Origin of the sequence: Roseburia sp. AF15-21 (assembly GCF_003479505.1) — a bacterium.
Taxonomy (GTDB): domain Bacteria; phylum Bacillota; class Clostridia; order Lachnospirales; family Lachnospiraceae; genus Roseburia_C; species Roseburia_C amylophila.
Genome location: NZ_QUHG01000006.1, coordinates 72741 through 90379 on the forward strand (window position 1 = coordinate 72741; position 17639 = coordinate 90379).

17 protein-coding genes are annotated in these 17639 nt (G+C 43.6%); 2 read left to right on the forward strand and 15 right to left on the reverse strand.

Annotated features, from left to right (window positions below; all coding sequences use genetic code 11):
* The first annotated feature begins 42 nt into the window (after nt 1–42).
* Nucleotides 43–633, forward strand: coding sequence for a hypothetical protein (locus DWW33_RS10010; RefSeq protein WP_022242853.1), 591 nt, complete (start codon nt 43–45; stop codon nt 631–633).
* Between the two features lie 30 nt (nt 634–663).
* Here the strand turns inward: DWW33_RS10010 and DWW33_RS10015 are convergent, their stop codons facing one another.
* The 6 genes from DWW33_RS10015 to DWW33_RS10035 form a co-directional block, all read right to left on the reverse strand.
* The gene (locus DWW33_RS10015) at nt 664–1395 is read right to left on the reverse strand and encodes a hypothetical protein (RefSeq protein ID WP_117698888.1); all 732 of its coding nucleotides are present in this window, start codon (nt 1393–1395) and stop codon (nt 664–666) included.
* A gap of 21 nt (nt 1396–1416) precedes the next feature.
* Complete coding sequence (gene purM, locus DWW33_RS10020; RefSeq protein WP_118177324.1) at nt 1417–2355, reverse strand: phosphoribosylformylglycinamidine cyclo-ligase; 939 nt, start codon at nt 2353–2355, stop codon at nt 1417–1419.
* 61 nt (nt 2356–2416) lie between these two features.
* Nucleotides 2417–4366, reverse strand: a complete 1950-nt coding sequence (locus tag DWW33_RS10025) for a bifunctional metallophosphatase/5'-nucleotidase (RefSeq protein ID WP_118173479.1) — start codon at nt 4364–4366, stop codon at nt 2417–2419.
* A gap of 113 nt (nt 4367–4479) precedes the next feature.
* Nucleotides 4480–4641: a hypothetical protein gene (locus tag DWW33_RS15695; RefSeq protein WP_158552118.1), complete on the reverse strand. Its 162-nt coding sequence runs from the start codon at nt 4639–4641 to the stop codon at nt 4480–4482.
* Between the two features lie 264 nt (nt 4642–4905).
* On the reverse strand, nt 4906–6015 hold the full coding sequence (locus DWW33_RS10030; protein ID WP_118639425.1) for a DUF362 domain-containing protein: 1110 nt from the start codon (nt 6013–6015) through the stop codon (nt 4906–4908).
* Between the two features lie 268 nt (nt 6016–6283).
* Complete coding sequence (locus tag DWW33_RS10035) at nt 6284–7696, reverse strand: aspartate ammonia-lyase (RefSeq protein WP_118639426.1); 1413 nt, start codon at nt 7694–7696, stop codon at nt 6284–6286.
* 337 nt (nt 7697–8033) lie between these two features.
* Here DWW33_RS10035 and DWW33_RS10040 point away from each other — a divergent pair, with 337 nt between their 5' ends.
* Nucleotides 8034–8480, forward strand: coding sequence for an Lrp/AsnC family transcriptional regulator (locus tag DWW33_RS10040; protein ID WP_022242847.1), 447 nt, complete (start codon nt 8034–8036; stop codon nt 8478–8480).
* Here DWW33_RS10040 and DWW33_RS10045 read toward each other — a convergent pair.
* From DWW33_RS10045 to atpB, 9 genes are all read right to left on the reverse strand, one after another.
* Nucleotides 8443–10908: a cation-translocating P-type ATPase gene (locus DWW33_RS10045; protein ID WP_243088637.1), complete on the reverse strand. Its 2466-nt coding sequence runs from the start codon at nt 10906–10908 to the stop codon at nt 8443–8445. The two genes, DWW33_RS10040 and DWW33_RS10045, sit on opposite strands and share 38 nt — an antisense overlap.
* 371 nt (nt 10909–11279) lie before the next feature.
* The gene (gene atpC, locus DWW33_RS10050) at nt 11280–11687 is read right to left on the reverse strand and encodes an ATP synthase F1 subunit epsilon (protein WP_022242845.1); all 408 of its coding nucleotides are present in this window, start codon (nt 11685–11687) and stop codon (nt 11280–11282) included.
* Nucleotides 11688–11698: 11 nt separating this feature from the next.
* The gene (atpD, locus tag DWW33_RS10055) at nt 11699–13090 is read right to left on the reverse strand and encodes a F0F1 ATP synthase subunit beta (RefSeq protein ID WP_117841866.1); all 1392 of its coding nucleotides are present in this window, start codon (nt 13088–13090) and stop codon (nt 11699–11701) included.
* Nucleotides 13091–13131: 41 nt separating this feature from the next.
* On the reverse strand, nt 13132–13986 hold the full coding sequence (atpG, locus tag DWW33_RS10060) for an ATP synthase F1 subunit gamma (RefSeq protein ID WP_118639427.1): 855 nt from the start codon (nt 13984–13986) through the stop codon (nt 13132–13134).
* A 32-nt stretch (nt 13987–14018) separates the two neighbouring features.
* On the reverse strand, nt 14019–15524 hold the full coding sequence (gene atpA, locus DWW33_RS10065) for a F0F1 ATP synthase subunit alpha (protein WP_022242842.1): 1506 nt from the start codon (nt 15522–15524) through the stop codon (nt 14019–14021).
* On the reverse strand, nt 15521–16087 hold the full coding sequence (atpH, locus tag DWW33_RS10070) for an ATP synthase F1 subunit delta (protein WP_118057587.1): 567 nt from the start codon (nt 16085–16087) through the stop codon (nt 15521–15523). Before atpH ends, atpA begins: the two co-directional genes overlap by 4 nt.
* Nucleotides 16075–16590 (reverse strand): F0F1 ATP synthase subunit B, encoded by a 516-nt coding sequence (gene atpF, locus DWW33_RS10075; protein ID WP_117698877.1) that lies wholly within the window; start codon nt 16588–16590, stop codon nt 16075–16077. The genes atpH and atpF overlap by 13 nt, the downstream gene beginning before the upstream one ends.
* A gap of 48 nt (nt 16591–16638) precedes the next feature.
* The gene (gene atpE, locus DWW33_RS10080; protein WP_007890533.1) at nt 16639–16893 is read right to left on the reverse strand and encodes an ATP synthase F0 subunit C; all 255 of its coding nucleotides are present in this window, start codon (nt 16891–16893) and stop codon (nt 16639–16641) included.
* A gap of 25 nt (nt 16894–16918) precedes the next feature.
* Nucleotides 16919–17605, reverse strand: coding sequence for a F0F1 ATP synthase subunit A (gene atpB, locus DWW33_RS10085; protein WP_117698891.1), 687 nt, complete (start codon nt 17603–17605; stop codon nt 16919–16921).
* Between the last annotated feature and the right edge of the window lie 34 nt (nt 17606–17639).

Consider the following 17639-nt stretch of genomic DNA (forward strand, 5'->3'; position numbering starts at 1 on the left):
AAATATCTGTTTTATGATTGATTATTTTTGAAAGGACTGTTTATGAAGAAGCATTATACCTTTATTCCTTTAAAGGAAAAAGATTTATCCTCCTTCCGGAAAGCATTAATCAGCAGCCTGTGGTTCCGCCCCTGTGCCTGCCTGCTTGCCCTAATTGTCATTGGCATCATCGGTTACCGGAAGCTTGCGGTGCTCACCAGTGAGATGTATTTTCTTATTCTCTATGGAATTGCCGCCGGTTTCATTCTCTACCGCATGATACGAGAACTTGCCAATCTGCATCAGGTCAGCACCCTGCGTAAATCCAGCCTGCTTCCTTTTATTCATACTGCCAAAGAAGACGATACCTTCTATTCGGAGGAATTATCCGGCGGGTTTATTATCCAGACCGAGCCAATTAATCTGGTAGAGTTATCTACCAGCAAAGAAGTACTCGCTGAGCTTGCCGCCAACTGCGAAACTCAGAATCCACTCTTTGCTTATCTGGAATCCTGCATCAACAGCGGTGATGAAAAATTAATAAACAAAGGCGTCATCTATATTGAGATTATTAAAAAACAATTGGAAAAAGGAAATGTGGATATTCTTGCCACATATGACAAATTAAAAAATTGCAGGGAGGAACTTCTCTAAAGTCCTTCCTGCAATTTGGTTTACGTAGTTCTATTTCTTTTTGTTATCTTTTTCTTTTGCTTTCCACTTGAAGTACTCTGCATCCAGATCCACCGTAACTTCCGGAATCTCTTTCTTTCCTTCGGCCGCATCTTCCTCCGGTTCTTCATCCTCTAAAGGAATTCCTGCTTTCTTAAAGTATTCCGGATTAATCCGGATTTCCGGCTTGATTGCCTGATATGAGGATTTCTTTTCTTCCCTCGGCTCTTTCTTCTCCTTTTCACGTTCCTTTTCCAGTTCGTGGTTACGTTCTTCGATTAATTTCAGATACTTTTCGGTATCTACCATATCCTGAAGCTGGCTCTTAAGCTCTGACTGGTTCTCCCGGATAACCACCTTCTGGGTCTTCATATCATCCTGGGCTTTCTTCAGAATATCCTGAAGGGCATCTGTTGTATCCTGCATAATATGCTGTACCCGCTGAAGGGCATCATCGGTATACAACACAGCGGCTGCATAGACATCTTCAGCATTCCGGCTTGCTTTAAAAATCATGGCATCGCCTTTTTTGCGTGCCTCCCGTTCTGCCTTGTCCCTGCTCTGCTGCGTCACTTCATATTCATCCATCATCTCGTAAATACAGGCATTCAGATGATTGAGATATTCAAACATTTTCTTCTTCTCAACAATAATCTTCTCACCGGTATTGTCATAAAGTTCACTTCTGGATATTAATACATGTATATCCCGTAATACCCTCTCCAGTTTGTCCTGTGTACTCATGATATTCTCCCTTCACCTTGGCTATATATATCGTACAATGTCCGAGCCTGTCTCTGCAAGACCTAATTCCACCGGTTCTTCTCCCGCTGCTTCTAACAGTTCTACCACCCGGTCTGTATCTTCTTCTGCCACCAGTATCAGCATTCCGATTCCCATATTAAAAATATTTCTCATCTGCTCTTTGCTGATATTACCATCTTTATGCAGCATATCGTAAAGTGGTGGAATATCTTCTTCCCGCTGCTTTATCACTGCACCGGCAGCATTATGCATCAGAGTATGTACTGCCTTATCAATACCTCCATGAGCCACCTGTACGCAGGATTTGATTTCTATCTCACTCTGAAGCAATGCTTCCATGGCATCCCGGTACATACGGGTCGGTGCCAGAAGCAGATCTCCTAACGTAGAACCTAATGATTCATAATAGATTTCCATAGAAGTTTTCGTCAGATATAGTTTTCTCCTGGCTGCCACATAGCCGTTATTATGAAGTCCATTGGATGGAAGTCCAATAATAACATCTCCAGCTTTCACCGGTGCTATTCCTATTTTCTTCTTTTTCTCTACAACTCCGGCAATAAAGCCAACCAGATCATACTGGTCATAGGAGAAAATATCGGAAAGCTCCTTAATTTCACTTCCGGCATAAGTCACATTTCCCTGCCGGCAGCCATTTTCCATACCCGCTTCCATGTCCCGGATATATTCAAACTTGGGACGGGCACAGGAAATATTATCATAAAAGAGAAGTGGTTTTGCTCCCATTGCATACATGTCATTGATACAGACAGCTGCACAATCATAACCTACCGTATCAAACCTCGACATTTCCGAAGCCAGCAGCAGTTTTCCACTTACCGCATTAGTTCTCGATACCAGAACCGGCTCCTCATATTTTAAGAACTCTCCCAAAGGTATTTCATTTGTCAATTCTTTTAGGTCAAATTTATCTCGCACTTTCTAACTACTCCAAACTTTTTTCATCTGTTCTATAGCATACCACACTTCCACTCATGTGTTAACTTTTTTTCAATTTTCTTCTGCGGATGCGGCGTATGACTTTGACAATCAATACGATTATGAAAATCAGAACAAGGAGTACCACAAGAACAACCCCCACAATCATTGCTGCATATTTATTCGGATTTTTCAGTCTTGCGCCAAGGCTCTTATCATCATCTACCACCTTGCGGTCATGAAGTCCGTTATAATATTCCGGCATCTCTGCAATACCATTTTCTCCTTCTTCAAAGGATTCCATATAGCGGGCAATGGATACCCATGCCTTTAATTCCTGGTCACCATCATAAATAATGCAGTCTTCAAAATCTTCTACTTTACTTCCATCTGCATTCTTTGGCACAATGGAAAGCAGTCCATATGACATATCCGTTACTGCACTAAGCATCTGGCCGCTGTAAAGGTCAGCTACGACGCAGTATAATTTGTCATCTTCAATTTCTTCTCTCTTATCATCCTTCGTCAGATATACATCTGTTACCCGGTTTAGTATCAGACGGTTCGGATTATAGGTCATATTCAGTCCGGAGCAGTAAAGTCTTGCTGTTGTCATATAATCGGAAATGGAAGCATCAATCTCTGCTACCGTTTTTAATTCTTTTCCGGTCAGGTATACCTTAATCAGCGGGTAACCCGGCACGCCATCTGCCCCGATTCCAAGGGAAAAGGAGTTAAAGACATCTGTTACCGTAACATCCCCCGGCACATAGGTATCACGGACAGTTCCGCTTGGAACGACTGCCACATCAATTTCTTCGCCGTCATAATCCTTCGTATGGGTTGCCCCATAAATATAAGCATCCGCCATGAGATCCCCCAGATTGTGCTCCGTATGTTCCTCATACAAATCATCTACAGATGCAAATTCATATTCATTCTCACATAATACTTCCGATGCAGTATATCCAAACTGTTTTAAATATACTTCATCAATATTGGCTTCGAAAGTATCTATCTTCTCCTGGGCTGCTTCATCTGCCTCTATATCCGGCCGGATTGGAATAAGCTTATAATCTTCTACCTCCCAGCGTCCTTCCTTATTCTGTGCTAAATGCATGGTTCCAACATTGATTCCATACTCTCCGGCAGAAACAATTGCAGTATTTCCCTGTATAATCGGCTCTTCCAATGTGGTATGGGTATGTCCGCTGATGATAACATCCAGCTCCGGCACTGCCTTTGCAAGAAGTTCATCCTCGGATTTCTTTGGGTCTTCACTGGTTCCACTGTGGGAGAGGCAGACTATCATATCCACATCTTCTTTTTCCTTTATGGTTGCCACAGTCTCCTTCACCGCCTCGATTGGGTCTTTAAACTCAAGAGCACAGGTTGGTGCACAGGAAAGGGAATCCTTGCCGAATACTCCAAGTAATGCGATTTTTACACCGCCCTTCTCGATGACTTCATAATCCTTTACACCATAATGATCAAAGGCATCTTTTAAAAGCTGTCTCTCATCATTCATCTCTGACCAGTCAACATTACAGACCAGCAGGGACGGCACTACATCACCACTGGCTGCCGCTGTATCAAGCATCTGCGCTAAGCCTTTGCTTCGATAATCAAATTCATGGTTTCCAAAGGTCGTTGCATCATAGCCAAGATAGCCTAACATCCGAAGCTCAGATGCCTCTTCTTCATAAACTGTCTGGAACAGTGTTCCCATGGAAAAATCTCCACCGTCTACCACCAGCGTATCCGGATTTTCTTCCTTCTTCTCATCAATGACTGTTTTGATTCGTGCAAATCCGCCTGCTTCCACATTTTCTCCATCTACTACCGTACGGAAGCTGTTCAAATGGGAATGGGTATCATGGGTAAATACGATATCCACCGACTTCGGCTTTTCTTCTGCTGCGGATGCTGTTGTTACCTGCAGACTGCATACCCCCATGCATGCTGCCAGTAATAGTGCTTGTAGCTTTGCTCTTATTTTTTGTCCCCTCATATTGTTCTCCTTTTTTTCTATTTTAGATGCGAAAGAAATTTTTAGGGTATTGTAATTTTGTTTTCTGGTTTTATCCATTAGATTTTCTTTTAAGCAGAATACGCCTGCTTCTTTCAGACATTTTTGCTTTCTGCCGTTTTGTCTTTCCGGTTGCTTTGACCGGATACTTCCGACTGTCCGTCTGCTACGGATACCAACATTATGTCTGCAAGGGACTCTAAGAATTTCGATATACAATCTATATTTTGCGGCAACCGGCGCAAATTCACATCCATGTTCAGTTGCGCCTCGCTGGCACGTCCCTGCGCCAGCGTTGCCGGTTGCTGTCGAAATTCTAAGAGTCCCTAACAGACTGCATAAATGGTATCCGTATGCAGACGAACCGCCGGAAGTATACTGTCAAACATTGGAAAGACAGGACGCTATAAGAAAAATAAAAATGTCTGAATTAGAAGCAGCTGTGTTCTGCTTTTGGAAATCGTTGGATAAATCCGGAAAACGAAAACAATACATAAAATCTCTTCCGTATCGAAATTCGTTTAAATACGGACTAACTCGTAGTTCCGGGTTCCAAGTCCGATTTTTTCTGCATGCTCTACACAGGATTCCCAGTTGGTATCCGGATGCACCATATGAAAATGATCTTTCTCATGAACATGCTGCATCTGTTCTTCCAATACACTGCCGTGTACTACCGGCTGCTTATTGCAGGCATCTGCACATGCCATGTCCAGTGCTACCGGATCGAAGGATGCAAACATTCCTACATCCGGGATGATAGGAATATCATTTTCTGCATGGCAGTCGCAGTTCGGTGACACATCACATACCAGCGAAATATGGAAACACGGGCGGTTCTGGCAGACTGCCTTGGAATACTCTGCAATCCGGTAATTCAAAAGATTGGAAGCATCCCAGTTGGTTGGATTGACTGCGTCTTTTGGGCATACGCCGATACATCTGCCACAGCCCACACATTTACTTTCATCGATACCTGCCTTGCCATCTGTGATATGCGGTGCATCATGGGCACAGATTCTTACACAGGCTCCACAGCCTACACACAGGCTCTGGTCTACCGCCGGTTTTCCGGAACAATGCATTTCCATTTTTCCGGCACGGGAACCACAGCCCATTCCAATATTTTTTAAAGCACCGCCAAATCCGGCCCCCTCATGTCCTTTAAAATGTGTCAGGGAAATAAATACATCTGCATCCATCACGGCTCTTCCGATTTTGGCTTCCTTCACATATTCCCCGTCTACCGGAACCAGTGCTTCGTCCGTTCCTTTCAGTCCATCTGCGATAATCACATGGCATCCGGTGGAAAATGGTGTAAATCCGTTTTCATATGCTGTATCCATATGATCCAGTGCATTCTTTCTGCTTCCTACATAAAGGGTATTGCAATCCGTAAGAAATGCTTTTCCTCCACATTCTTTTACAAGATCCACCACTACTTTGGCATAATTCGGACGCAGAAATGCAAGATTTCCTAACTCTCCGAAATGAATCTTAATTGCTGCATATTTATCTTCAAAATCAATATTTTTCATTCCAGCTGTAATACAAAGGCGACGCAGCTTCTGCAACAAATTTTCTGAGCCGCTGGTTTTAAAACTGGTATAGTATACTTTGGACGCTTCCATATGTTTTTCTCCTACTTGTTTTTACTTATTATTTACACACTTTTTATACTTCATATCATAATATAATCCGCCGCTTTTTTCAATAAAATGCAGACTGTTTTGTATCTTTGTGCGTTCTTAAAATTATTTCAGCACTCGTTAAATCTGCATGCAGGTATGAAATTTTTTCTTCTATTATTCCACCAGAAAAAAAGCAGCATCCGGTTTCGTGGAATAAAACTTTCGTTTTTCCTCAATCGTGACGCTGCTTCTGTTATTTTTATATTGGCTACATTGCTTTTCTCTGTTCAAAATGTACTTCTGTCATCATTTCCGGATTCAGCACATGCTCTAAATCTGCTTCGCTCATCAGTTTCCGTTCCAGAACGATTTCTCTTACACTCTTGTTCTCCCGGAGTGCTGTCTTTGCGATGTCGGCAGATTCCTTATATCCAAGATACGGGCAAAGTGCTGTGGAAATTCCAACACTCTTGTCTACCAGACTGCGGCAGTGTGCCTCATTGGCTGTGATTCCATGTATACAATTCTTTGTCAGTGTCTCAACCGCTTCTTTTAAAGTATCGATGGAATCAAAAAGGCTGTAAAATACCACCGGCTCAAAAGCATTCAGTTCCATCTGTCCTGCCTCTGCCGCCATGGTAATTGCTGTGTCATTTCCAATGACATGGAACGCTACCTGGCTTACCACTTCCGGAATAACCGGATTTACTTTGCCCGGCATAATAGAAGAACCATTCTGTCTTGCCGGAAGGTTAATTTCACCAAACCCGGTTCTTGGTCCGGAGGATAACAGTCTTAAATCGTTACACATTTTTGAAAGGTCTACGGCGCATGCTTTCAGTGCACCGGATACCATCACGAATCCATCCAGATTCTCTGTAGCATCAAATAAATCCTCTGCCTGCTTCAGTGGATAACCGGTTATCTTTGCCAGTGTCGGCACCACGTTAGATAAATATGCCGGAGAAACATTGATGGCAGTTCCAATTGCGGTTCCTCCCAGATTTACAGTAAACATTTCACATCTTACTTCTTTTAACCGGTCATAATCACGTTTTATCATGGTTGCATAGGCATGAAAGGTCTGTCCGAGACGCATCGGTACTGCATCCTGAAGCTGCGTTCTTCCCATTTTTAAGATTCCATCAAATTCTGCTGCTTTAATCCGAAGCTCCCTCTCCAGTCCATCCAGCTCTGCCAGCAGCGGTTTTAACAGCTCCAGCACCGTAAGTTTTCCGGCTGTTGGAATCACATCATTGGTTGACTGGGACATATTCACATGGTCATTCGGATGAATCCGGCTGTAATCACCTTTTCTTCCTCCCATCCATTCATTGGCACGGTTTGCCAGCACCTCGTTCATATTCATGTTGGCACTGGTTCCGGCACCACCCTGAATAGCATCTACAATAAATTCATTGGCAAAACATCCACGAATCACTTCATCACAGGCTCTTATAATTGCTTCTGCCTTATCTGCCGGAAGCGTCAGCGCATTCCGATTACTCTGTGCCGCTGCCTTCTTTACTTTTGCAAGGTTACGGATAAATGCAGGATGCAGACGCTGTCCTGTAATCGGAAAATTCTGTTTTGCCCGCAAAGCCTGTACGCCATAATAAGCCTCTTTTGGCACTTCCATTGTTCCAATTGAATCGGATTCCATACGCATTTCTTCTGTCATGATGTTTCCCTCTCTCTTTCTTATTTTTTTACCCTTCTTAGTAACGCAAATAGCGTCAAGACAGTCTTATCCTGTCCTGACGCCATTGTCACAAGGGTTTGTTTTCAATTTTTATTTTTGTTTTTTGGTTCTGTCAAAGACTAGCACTCTTTGACCCGAAGGTAAATAGTTTTAAGTCAAAACATGCTTTATATTTGTTTTTAGTGTAGTTTTGATTAATTATTTTAATATTGTTTGTTGTTTTTTTTATTTTCTTAAGTGTCTGTCTTTTCAGAGAAATACTTTTGTGCTACAATGAGTGAAAGCAAAGCGCTGTATGAGAACGAAAGGAGCCTCTATGGAAAAAGAATTAGACAACATTGACAAAAGCATCATCCGAATCTTACAGGAAAATGCCCGCACTCCGGTCAAGGATATTGCAAAGGAAGTCTTTTTATCTTCCCCGGCGGTTTCTGCCCGGATTGAGCGGTTGGAAAAACGAGGGATTTTAACCGGCTATCATGCCACTGTAAATCCCATGCTCTTTGGCTATCACATTAAAGCTTTCATTAACCTTGAAGTGGAACCGGCACAAAAAAAGGAATTCTACCCTTTCATCGATAGAATTCCCAATGTGATTGAATGTAATTGTGTCACCGGTGATTATGCCATGCTGGTGGAAGTCATGTTTCAGACTACCATCCAGCTTGACCACTTCATCAACGAACTGCAGCATTTCGGACGAACCAAAACACTAATTGTATTTTCTACTTCTGTGGAGCACCGCGATGTGCCCGTGAACTGATGAATTTTGCAATTCCTTCCACCCCGATTGTCAGGTAACGGAACAGTGACTCTGCAGCAAAAGCAAATACAATCATCAGAAGAATACTAATCTTAGACATCTGGCTCATGGCAAATAACTGGTTTAAGCAGATGCCGCAGAAAAGCAGCCCGGCGATATTAAAAATTAAAATTCCATATTTAAACTTATTCATCGGATGGCTGATTTTAATCAGAATCATAAATCCTACAACACATAAAAGCATGGTGGATGCAGTTGCCACATCGGAGGCAGGTATAGAAAATACTTCTCCACAGACTACCAGCGAACCAACGATTAATACATCGGTCAGTCCTGCCGGAAATGCTTTTAATAATACTTTCCGTAAAAACCGTCCTTCAATACGGTTGCGGTTTGGCTCCAATGCCAGTAAGAATCCCGGTGCCCCAATGGTAAACATACTGATGAGGGAAATCTGTGCCGGCTCTAACGGATAAGTAATTGTCGATACCACTGCAAAGATTGCCATTAACAGTGAGAATATATTTTTTACCAGAAACAGGCTGGCAGAACGCTGCACATTGTTTACTACCTGCCGTCCTTCTGATACCACATCCGGCATATGGGCAAAATCGGAATCCAAAAGAACTACCTGTGCCGCCTGCGCTGCTGCTTCACTTCCGGACGCCATTGCCACGCTGCAATCCGCATCCTTCATTGCCAGAATATCGTTAACTCCATCGCCAGTCATTGCTACGGTATGTCCCGCATCCTGCAATGCATGTACCAGCTTCTGCTTCTGTTTCGGAGTTACCCGTCCAAATACGGTATAGCGGTCCGCCGCATCATAAATTTTCTCATCGGTATCCAGTGTGCCTGCATCCACATATTTCTCCGCATGCTCGATTCCGGCACATCGTGCCACTTCGGATACGGTCTCCGGGTTATCACCGGAAATTACTTTCACTGCTACACCCTGAGTCTTAAAATAACCAAAGGTCTTCTTCGCATTTTCACGAATTGGATTGGAAAGAATCACATAACCCAGCGGCTCCGGTTTTTCGGTCAGGGTTCCCTTGATATCACTGCCCGGATATTTTGCCAGCAAAAGCACACGATAACCTTTTTTCGTATATTCCCTAATCTCATCTGCAATTTCTTCAAAGGCATTTCCCATGACAAATTCCGGCGCACCCAGAAGATATTTTCCATCCTCAAATACAACGCCACTGTATTTTGTTGCAGAAGTAAACGGCATAACCTCCAGTGCTTTCCGCCGGGCAGCCATAAAGGTCTGTACTTCCGCTGTTTTATCTTTATTGCTGTCGTTATCGGTATCGGTATCACTATCTCTATCCTTATCTTTGCCCTTCCGCTCCAGATAATCACGAATTGCTTCCATAGTAGCATTATTATCCGGCACTGCTGACGCATAATCCCGAAGCAGAGACTGAAGAAATGTATTTTCCGCATCCTTCGCCGGAACAATTTTTGCCACTTCCATACCGGCTTCCGTTATGGTTCCGGTTTTATCGACACAGAGCACATCAACTCTTGCCAGTGCTTCGATACTCTTCATGTCATGGAGCAGTACATGCCGCTTTGCCAGACGCATGGTTCCAAGTGCCAGGGCAATGGTCGTCAGAAGATATAATCCCTCCGGTATCATTCCGATAATTGCTGCCACCATGGAAACGATGCTCTTCTGGAAAGTCTCTCCATTTACGATATAGCCCTGCCAGAATAAAATGATTCCAATCGGAATAATCACAATACCAATCCATTTTACCAACTGGTTAATAGAGCGGATCATCTCGGACTGTTCTTCATTTCCCATCGCTTTTGCTTCTGCAGTCAGCCTGGAAATGTAAGAATGCTTTCCTACCTTCTCCAGTCTCGCATAACATTCTCCGGATACCACAAAGCTTCCGGACATCAGCCTGCTTCCCGGTGTTTTCTCAATTTCATCGGCTTCTCCGGTCAGCAATGATTCATTTACCTGAATCGTACCTTCCAGAACAACGGCGTCTGCACAAATCTGGGTTCCTGCAGTCAGTAAAATGACATCATCCTTCACCAGCTGCTCCGATAAAATTTTCTTCTGCTCTCCATCCCGGATAACAATGGCATGGGGTGCATTCAGAAGGCTCATCTTATCTAAGACTTTCTTCGCCCGCAATTCCTGAATAATTCCAATCAGCGTATTTCCGATGATGATTGGCAGGAAAGTCAGGTTCCGGAAAGAACCGACCACACAAAGCAGAATCGTAATGACTAAGAAAATAAAGTTAAAGTACGTAAATACATTGGACTTTACGATTTCCTTTGCACTCTTCTCCGTGCTGATGTCTGTTTTATTTACAAATCCTTCTATAAAGCGTTCTTCTACTTCTTCCTTTGATAATCCCCGCAGGATACGTTTTTCTTCCGGCATTCTGTTTTCACTCATAAACTGTTTCTTCATCCTTTTCATTCTGTTTGAAATTCATTATATAGCTTTCCCCTATGGTATGGTATAAATATTTTCTTAAATTATTATAAACTATGTAGAAACCTCTCTTAAAACATATCCCCCTTTTTCACTCTACCGGAAAACAATTTCCTGTAAAGGAAACAAAGAATGTGCCTCGGCACATTCTCGCGCCTGCGGCGGTCGCTTGCGACATCTACCTTATACGCCGCAGTGTGCATCCTCGCGGAGCGTTTTTTACTTTACAGGAAAGTAATTTCCTGTAAAGTAAAAAATACCCTCTCTGCCGGTTTCTACGGTAAAGAGGGTATCTTCCTTATATCATATTTTATCTTTTGTATACACCGTTTTTAGTGTTTCACTTCAATTCGCACCAACGCCTTACGCAATGCAAATTCCGCACGAAGCATATCTGTATCTGCAGCCTTAGCTGCAATACGGGCTTCGGCACGCTCTTTTGCTGCCTCGGCACGCTTCTCATCGATTTCATCCGGCCACTCGGCAATCTCTGCCAGCAGTGTTACCTTATCGCCCAAAATCTCTGCAAAGCCTGCATGAACCGCAGCTTCTTTTACATCTTCGCCATTGGTAATGGTCACAACACCGGGAGCAAGCACCGTTGTCAGCGGAATGTGGTCCGGATAGACACCGATTTCTCCTTCTGTTGTATTGAATTCTATCATGGTTGCTTCCCCGGTATAAAAGATTCGCTCCGGGGTAATGATTTCTACCTCAAATGCTTTCTTCTCGTCTGCCATGGCTTCACCCCTTACTTCATACGGGCACGTACTTCGTCAATACTTCCGGCATTCAGGAAATAGCTCTCCGGTACATCATCATGCTTTCCTTCTAAGATTTCACGGAAGCCGCGGATGGTCTCGGCTACCGGTACATATTTTCCATCAAGACCGGTAAACTGGGTTGCTACGAAGAATGGCTGTGACAAGAAACGCTGTACTTTTCTTGCACGGCTTACTACCAGCTTGTCCTCTTCTGACAGCTCATCCATACCAAGAATTGCAATAATATCCTGTAATTCTTTATATTTCTGAAGAATCTCCTGTACTCCACGGGCTACTTCAAAATGCTCCTGCCCTACAATACGAGGGTCAAGGATTCTGGATGTAGAACCAAGTGGGTCTACTGCCGGATAAATACCAAGCTCTACGATAGAACGATCCAGTACAGTAGTGGCATCCAGATGGGCAAATGTAGTTGCCGGAGCCGGATCAGTAAGGTCATCCGCCGGTACATAGACTGCCTGAACGGATGTAATGGAACCATTCTTGGTAGAAGTGATACGCTCCTGCAATGCACCCATCTCAGTCTGTAAGGTCGGCTGGTATCCTACTGCGGAAGGCATACGCCCTAACAGTGCAGACACCTCAGAACCTGCCTGTGTGAAACGGAAAATGTTATCAATGAATAACAGTACATCCTTTCCACCTTTATCACGGAAATACTCCGCCATGGTAAGTCCGGTAAGACCTACACGCATACGTGCTCCAGGCGGCTCGTTCATCTGACCGAATACCATGGTGGTCTTATCAATAACTCCGGATTCCTTCATTTCATAATAAAGGTCATTTCCCTCACGGGTACGCTCACCTACACCGGTAAATACGGAATATCCACCATGCTCGGTTGCGATATTATGAATCAGCTCCTGAATCAATACGGTTTTTCCTACTCCTGCACCACCGAAAAGTCCGATTTTTCCACCCTTCTGGTAAGGGCAGAGAAGGTCAACAACCTTGATTCCTGTCTCTAACATTTCTGTAGAAGTTGCCTGTTCATCAAAGCTTGGGGCTTTCCGGTGAATCGGCATATATTCCACATCCTGTGGTGGAGCCTCATTATCAATTGGCTCGCCTAATACGTTAAACATTCTGCCTAAGGTATGCTCGCCGACCGGCACGGAAATCGGTGCACCGGTTGCCTCTGCATCCATACCACGGATTAAGCCGTCGGTAGGTCCCATGGCAATACAACGTACGACATCATCTCCTAAATGCTGTGATACCTCTACTACCAGAACTTCACCATCTTTTCTGGTAATACGGATTGCTTCGTTGATTGCCGGAAGCTTTCCTTCGGTAAATTTAATATCCAATACAGCACCTATTATCTGAGTGATTTTTCCAATATTTGTTTCTGCCATCTTTTTCTATCACTCCTTATTCTCTATTCTTATGGATATGATTAAGAAATTGCCGATGCTCCGGCTATAATCTCTGTCAGCTCCTGTGTAATGGAACCCTGACGGGCACGATTATACTTCAGCGACAGATCACTGATCATATCCTCTGCGTTGCTGGTTGCAGAATCCATTGCCTGCATTCTTGCACCATTTTCACTGGCTACTGCTTCTACCAGTGCTCCATAAAGAAGGCTTGTTACATACTTTGGTATGATTAAATTAAGCGCCTCCTCCTGGTTTGGTTCATAATTCATCAGCACATTATCTTCTTCCTGCTCCGGCATATCTTCGATATCCACCGGAAGAAGCTTGATTAATTTCGGCTCATGTACCACCGTATTCTTAAAATGTGTATATGCAAGGTAAATTTCGCCAACTTCACCTTTTTCATAGGCTGCCAGCACTTCCCTTGCCAATGTGGACGCCTCATCATAAGCCGGTGTCTCTATCAGCTCCGGAAGTTCCTTTACAATAGAATATCCCTTATGTTCTAAGGACTCTCTTCCCTTATTACCAACTGCATAAATGGAAAGCTTGTCCTTTGGAAGGTCACTCTCTGTAATCAGCTTTACGACATTCGCATTATAGCCTCCTGCCAGTCCACGGTTCGAGGTAATTACAATCACTGCCTTCTGCCCGGAATCTTTACCGGTAAGGTAAGGATGATTGATGGAACCGCTCTTTGCCAGCATGGAAGTTACGGTCTGATACATATAATTAAAATACGGATTTGCCTGTTCTGCATGTCCCTTCGCTTTCTGCAGTTTTACGGTAGAAACAAGCTTCATGGCCTTTGTAATCTGCTGTGTGCTGGAAATACTGCTTTTGCGCCGCTTTATATCACGCATGGACGCCATAGTCTCTCACCGCCTTTTACCATATTACATGCCTATTTGAAATCTTTCTTACATGCTTCAATTGCTGTAATTAATTTCTGCTCTGTTTCTTCGTCTAACTGTTTTGTTTCACGAATGGATTCGAAAATCTCCGGATACTTGGTATCAATCAGTTCTAACAATGCTTTTTCAAATGCCAGAATCTCATCCACCGGAATATCCAGTAAATATTTCTTGGTTGCAGCATAAATAATTGCTACCTGTTTTTCCACCGGCATCGGCTGATACTGTGGCTGTTTCAACATTTCACGGATTCTTTCGCCCTGTGCTAATTTCTCTTTGGTATCAGCATCCAGCTCAGAACCAAACTGTGCAAATGCTGCCAGCTCACGATACTGTGCCAGCTCTACTCGGATTGGTGCTGCAATCTTCTTGATTGCCTTAATCTGCGCAGCTCCACCAACCCGGGATACGGAAAGTCCTGCATTGATTGCCGGACGGAAACCAGCGTTAAACATATCTGTTTCCAGATAAATCTGACCGTCTGTAATGGAAATTACGTTGGTCGGAATGTATGCGGATACGTCTCCTGCCTGTGTCTCGATAATCGGCAGTGCAGTCAGGGAACCTCCACCCAAAGCATCGGAAAGTCTTGCTGCACGCTCTAATAATCTGGAATGCAGATAGAATACGTCTCCCGGATAAGCCTCACGTCCTGGTGGTCTCTTAAGCAGCAAGGAAAGGGTACGGTATGCAGCAGCATGTTTACTCAAATCGTCATAAACGATTAATACATCCTCTCCGTTCTCCATCCACTCTTCACCAATTGCACATCCTGCATACGGTGCAATATACTGTAATGGTGCCAGCTCACTTGCTGTTGATACAACAACTGTAGTATAGCTTAATGCACCGAATTCTTCTAATGTTTTTACCAGGGATGCTACGGTAGATGCTTTCTGACCGATGGCAACGTAAATACATTTTACGCCCTGTCCCTTCTGGTTAATGATGGTATCAATTGCAATTGCCGTCTTACCGGTCTGCTTATCTCCGATGATAAGCTCACGCTGTCCACGTCCAATCGGCACCATGGAATCGATTGCCTTAATACCGGTCTGTAATGGTGTATCTACAGATTTTCTGGAAATAACACCGGATGCCACACGTTCAATCTGGCGGTATTTCTCCGTCTCAATCGGTCCTTTTCCATCAATCGGCTGACCCAGCGCATTTACTACTCGTCCCAGTAATGCATCTCCGACCGGAACCTCTACTACACGTCCGGTGGTCTTTACGGTATCACCTTCGTTGATGGAACGCTTATCTCCTAACAGAACCGCACCTACATTATCTTCCTCTAAGTTCAGCACCATTCCATATACTTCGCCCGGGAATTCCAAAAGTTCTCCCTGCATTGCATTTTCAAGGCCGTGAATTCGTGCAATTCCATCTGCCACCTGAATGACAGTTCCTACGTCTGCCACTTCCAACTGGGATGCATACCGCTCGATCTGCTCTTTGATAACGGAACTGATTTCTTCTGGTTTCAATTTCATGAAGCGGTTTCACCTACTTTCAACTGTATTTTGGATAATTCACTGGTTAGCTTCTGCAGCCTGGTTTTGATACTGCTGTCCACTACCCTGTCTTTTATGCGGATGACCATGCCTCCAATGAGTGATGCATCCACCTCATAATTCATTTCAATTTCTACATAATGTGTGGTTTCTAATAGTTTCTTTACGATTTCGTCTTTCTGCTGCATTGACAGCTCCATCGCAGAAATGACATATGCCGTTCCGATATTTTTATATTCTTTTACGGAATCCACAAAGCATGCAAATACGCTTTCCATATCTTTAAAGTGGTCTTTTTCTATCAGCTGGCACATCAATCCCACGATCTCGTCCGCGGTCTTTCCCTTGAATATGTTTTCAATAATCTGAATCTTCTCTTCTTTTACAATCTGTGGATGATTCATCAATTTTGCCAGTTCCTCATTCTCATGGAGAATCTCAAGAAGTGCTTTCGCATCTTCTAACCAGGCATCTTCACATCCCTTTTCCACGGCGAGTTCAAACAATGCATCTGCGTATGTTTTGGAAACTAATTTTGCCATGTTGTATCACCCATCTCTTTCAAGGTTTCTTCCACGAGGGCATCCTGTATTGTTGTATCAATGGATGCGGCTACCACTTTGCCTGCCATCATAGATGCAATTTCTATCATTTCCTGTTTCATCTCATCCATCACGCGTTTTTTCTCCAGTTCTGCCTCTTCATTGGCACGCCGGATAATCCGCGCAGCCTCTTCCTTTGCCTCGCCAATGATGCGGTTCTCATTGCGCAGGGCTTTGGTTCTGGCTTCACTTAAGATAACCTCCGCCTCTTTATCGACGTTCTTAAGCTTCTCTTCATACTGCTGTCTTAATTCTGCTGCTTCTGCCTGGTCGCTTGCCGCAGATTCCAGTTCCGTCTTTATCTTCTCCTGACGTCCCTTTAACATCTTACGAACCGGCTCGAAAAGGTTATAAGACATTACGGTAAACAATACGAAAACGGATATCGCCATAAGGATGGTATCATGCAATAACTGAAAATCAAGATTAAATAATCTGGTCATTTTCTTCCTGCTGTGCCTCCTTTCTTTTCGTAATCATTCCTTCGCACTTTATACCAGTGGTTTTACGAAAAGCAGAAGCATTGCAATCAACAGACCATAAAGACCGGTAGTCTCTGCTACTGCCTGTCCAAGAAGCATGGTTGACATAATATCTCCTTTTGCTCCCGGGTTACGGCCTACAGCTGCTGCTGCGTGTCCTGCTGCAATACCCTGTCCAATACCAGGTCCGATACCTGCGATAACTGCAAGTCCTGCACCAATTGCTGAGCATGCTAAAATTAAATCCTGTCCTGTAATGTTCATAATTATAAATCCTCCTTATACTGTTCTATTCTGTTTCCATCTGCTGGTTCACATATGTCATAGTCAACATACAGAATACATACGTCTGAATTGCTCCTGAGAACAAATCAAAGTACACATGAAGCGCTGCCGGCCAGACAATTGCAATCTTGGACAACAGTCCATAGACCAATGCCATCATTACGGTTCCTGATAATACGTTTGCAAACAAACGAAGTGACAGAGAAATCGGCACGGCAATCTCGCTGATGATATTGATTGGCAGCCACAGTGGCAGCCATGGTGGTAACGGCGAACACATATCTTCCCAGATTTTCTTTGGTTTCTGGTACTTTATCTGGCAGATATGGATAAGCGAAAAGGTGATAAGTCCCAACGCCAGTGTCGTTCCATAATCTGCGGTAGGCGGTCTTAGCCCGAATAATCCAGATATATTACTCATGAGAATAAAGATAAAAATGGTGCTGATGTAATTCACCAGCTTCGGTGCATTTTTCCCCATGACACCGTCAACCACGCCATCTAATTTTTCCACCATAAGTTCTACTACATTCTGGAATCCGCCCGGTACCTCCGTTGCCGCTTTCATCTTATGCTTTACAATAAATGAAAAGGCAATCAGTATCAGCATGATTATCAGAATACATACATGAGAAGTCGTAATCCATACCTCATGTCCGAAAATCTTATAGGAAAACAGTCCATGAATCATAAAATCTATATCCTGGGCACCCGCTGCTAAAATT